3 protein-coding genes are annotated in these 3,407 nt (G+C 44.8%); all 3 read right to left on the bottom strand.

Annotated elements, in window-relative coordinates; translation table 11 throughout:
• Positions 1–290 precede the first annotated feature (290 nt).
• Positions 291–563, bottom strand: a complete 273-nt coding sequence (locus DWW10_RS25620) for a DUF4248 domain-containing protein (RefSeq protein ID WP_118224022.1) — start codon at positions 561–563, stop codon at positions 291–293.
• A 111-nt stretch (positions 564–674) separates the two neighbouring features.
• Positions 675–1,079 (bottom strand): hypothetical protein, encoded by a 405-nt coding sequence (locus DWW10_RS25615; protein WP_118487410.1) that lies wholly within the window; start codon positions 1,077–1,079, stop codon positions 675–677.
• A gap of 153 nt (positions 1,080–1,232) precedes the next feature.
• A complete protein-coding gene (locus DWW10_RS25610; RefSeq protein WP_259324641.1) occupies positions 1,233–3,395 on the bottom strand; it encodes a DUF4906 domain-containing protein in 2,163 nt (720 codons plus the stop codon).
• Positions 3,396–3,407 lie beyond the last annotated feature (12 nt).

Below are 3,407 nucleotides of genomic sequence, written 5' to 3'. Positions count from 1 at the left end.
GCACCCCTCCTCCGACGGAGGAGGGGAATTGAGATACTCTATTTACTTAATATTGGAATTATCATTTAACTCATATCCCGAAAGAAGTGAATATATTCGGACAAAAACAGCAAACTTATTTTGAGTAGGTTTGCGGTTGATATAGTAGACTGATTATTAGACACCTACCCATTCCGGCAAACAGACATCCGTACAATCAACCGTACATGAATAAATAATATAAGAAACTAAAAGAAGGATATATTAAAATATATCCTTCGCATTTCCGGAGATTGAGGCCAGTCTCCTTCTCAACTAAACGGCTGCTTTTCGAGTTCCTCTTTCGCCTGATTGGGAACGCCCAGATGCCGGATCACTATCGCAATCTGTAGTGGGGTCAGTGTGGTGACCTTATCAGTGTACTCCGCCTCCAGCAAGTCTGCATATAGTTGCGGTATCCCCTTAATATGTTTTCGGAACGAACGGATGGACGAACTGTTGTACTCACACGGATAATACGCCTGTGCCACTTCGGACAGAGGATGGCAGCCTTGAAGCAGCCAGTCAAAATTTCTTTCTTTCATTATAATTAAAAAATTAATTAGTACGGACTATGCATCCGTCTTTTAAAAATATCGGGCGCAAAATTACAAAGAAATAAAAAGTCAAAAAATACGATACTCACAAGTTGAGTATCACCTTCCCCGTTCTTTCTTAAAATAAGAAATCACTGTAGCCGGACTGACAAAGCGGCGGTTCGGAATATGCAAACAACTTTCAAACAAATAGCGAGAACAGATGACATAACAGAAATAGGTATAATTGAGGTGTTGTATATGCATACGGTGCTGAATACGATCGTAAATACGGGAAGCATACATAAAGAATTCTTTCACTTCTGTACGTGAAACAATGCGATGCCGGCGACGTTGTTTCCTGACACGTTCCATCATGGCCAACACGTATTCTATTTGTCTGATATTCTCTGCATTATTCTGCATACTGCACAACAAATTTTCCATCCGTTCCTGTTGGCGGACATAGCGTTGTTTGGTACGTTCAAGCCGTTCTTCCAATAGCTTTTTTGTCATTAAATTCATACTTTTCTTTTTATTAGTTATTAATTTGTATTTTAAAACACAGAAGACGCAGAGAGTGCAAATGAATACAATTTAGCATGTATTTATCTGTACTTCTGCGTCTTCCGCACCCTGATTTACATCAGGCAGTTCAATCACCGCTGAAGCGGAATATTATTCTATTTTTTCCTGTACGCAACGGGTGGTGTGGGCGTCATAATCTCGTAAACCACTTATTTCCGGTTTAGAATTACCATTAATTCCATCTACTTTGAATACAGACATGCTTTCTATTGCAGAGACATACCCCACTACTCCCACATTGTTCAATTGATATATCGCAGGTGGATATCCGGTGAACCGTACATAAAACTTATTGCCCGTATCATCATATTTAAGCAATATTCCACCATCATTTTGCGCACTTGTAGAAATCGCAGTTGCATTACGATTTACCAGAACAGTAAGCTCGCTTTTCTGAGGAACCCGCCAGCCGGCAGGACATGGATCATGAATAGTCTTGGTAGTGCCCCATAAAGGAAGAGGGTTGTCCGTACACCATTGAGTTCCCCCATTCCCAGCAATGGAAACCGGACTCCGATAAGCTGTTTGCAGTGAAACCGCCCCGCTTCCAATGGATTTGGGGACCACCGCATGAAAACCATCCGGTTTATACCTGTTCATGATATGCTTGGGTGGAGCGTCCGCACTGAGTGTAAACTTATAGACACTCGGTAGTTTCTGAGTTGTATAGCTACTTGGGAAGGGATCTTTGCGCCCCTTCTGAAAGTGAAAGCCGTTATTGCGGGACATCGTCAGCATATCTTTCGGAATGGCATTGACCGCTGCCTCGTATGCTCCCAGATTCCGATCCATCATAATAGCGGCAATAGTACCGTCAGAAGAACTGACTGGTACCAGTTTCAGTTTCCGCTTCGTCTCCGGTGTCAACACCGTTTCGGTTCCCGAGGCATCGGGATGATAATCCGTCACCCACACATGCCAACTCCAAAGGATATTTCCCGTACCATTTTCTCCGTCGTAAGCGGCAATCACACCACTTCCGCCGGATGTATTGGCTGCTGCGCGACAGTAAATAAGACACTGCCCCACTCCATTGGCGGGAACCAGTGTTATGGATGAACCGTCCGTACGCTTTATATCCACAATGTTGGTATGGTCGTCGTCACTGTTGGCAATGCCCATCACAGGATCGCCCACATCACCGTTTTCCTTAGTCTGCCAAAGCAATTTCACGGATTTTATCCCGGAACTACTGCACCACTCCACCAGTTTGTCATTCGTTACAGAGTTCCCACCCTGCTGAAACGAAAAGGGATCGAAGCAGAACGCAGCACCCGGTGCAACCATGAAGCAATTGGCAGTGGGGATAAGATTATTGTTATTTTGGGAGGCCGGTATAGGGTCGATATACGTTACGCGTCCGTCATCTACAGGAATACCTGTATGATTGAAATTCACGGTATAATTGTAATTGGTGTTACCAAAAACATTGAAATCCGATGCTTCCCTGCCACCCAGATAAACACGATAGTCCAATTTCTTCTTCATATCAGTTTTGTTCACTGCCACAAAATTCACAAAAGCACTTCCCTGGGGTGCATTGGCTTTCGTGCGTAGAATCTCCGAAGTAGCAGCAGCAGAATTACCACGCGCATTGGCAGGAATCCAGCAAGAATAAGTGCCACTGTTGCCCACCGAAGGAACTTCAATCGTAGTGAATTGCTGGATAAGAGACGGATAAGTACCGTCGTTTTCATCCGGTGCATCTACCACGGTATATCCCAAAGGTACGCTCTGAATCAAAATCTGCTTCATATCAAAATCACTGACGGTATAGGTCCATTTCACTGTAAGACGGGTTGCCAGACGTTTCAGTCGGAGGCGGACGTCATAAGCTCCGTCAATACTCTGGATGATGTACTTGCCTGATTCCTGCACCACTTTCACATGTTTCAGATGAAGTACATAGGGCATCTTGTTCATGCTTGACTGGTCCGTCGGGTCTATCCGGCTAATCACTGTCGAGTCAGCGGTTATATTTTCCTGCACTTTCTGTAAAGTTCTGGTTCCCAATTCAGTTTTAACTGTTTTACCGTCTCCGCGTGCCACAATCACCAGTTGGCAATCGTCACTTGCCTGCAATGTTACATCCAGGGCTGTGCCGATGGTGGCTTGCGCAAAAGTCGTACCTGCCAAGTGTGTGCCTGCGGAGTTGTACTGTCTGATCTCCAGGTTATATAAGGCATCCGGAGTGAGTTCGGTAACATCACGGGTTAATACTTGGGGGCACAGGCTCGCGCTGAAGGCGGTTATACCGCCTTCAGC

Source organism: Bacteroides intestinalis (assembly GCF_003464595.1).
Lineage (GTDB): Bacteria > Bacteroidota > Bacteroidia > Bacteroidales > Bacteroidaceae > Bacteroides > Bacteroides intestinalis_A.
Note: the sequence above shows the minus strand (reverse complement) of the source record. Positions and strands in the feature narration are given on the sequence as shown.

Bases quoted from the DNA above. Each gene is read 5' to 3' on its own strand.
- DWW10_RS25620 (WP_118224022.1), bottom strand. From the start codon at position 563: ATGAAAGAAAGAAATTTTGACTGGCTGCTTCAAGGCTGCCATCCTCTG.
- DWW10_RS25615 (WP_118487410.1), bottom strand. From the start codon at position 1,079: ATGAATTTAATGACAAAAAAGCTATTGGAAGAACGGCTTGAACGTACC.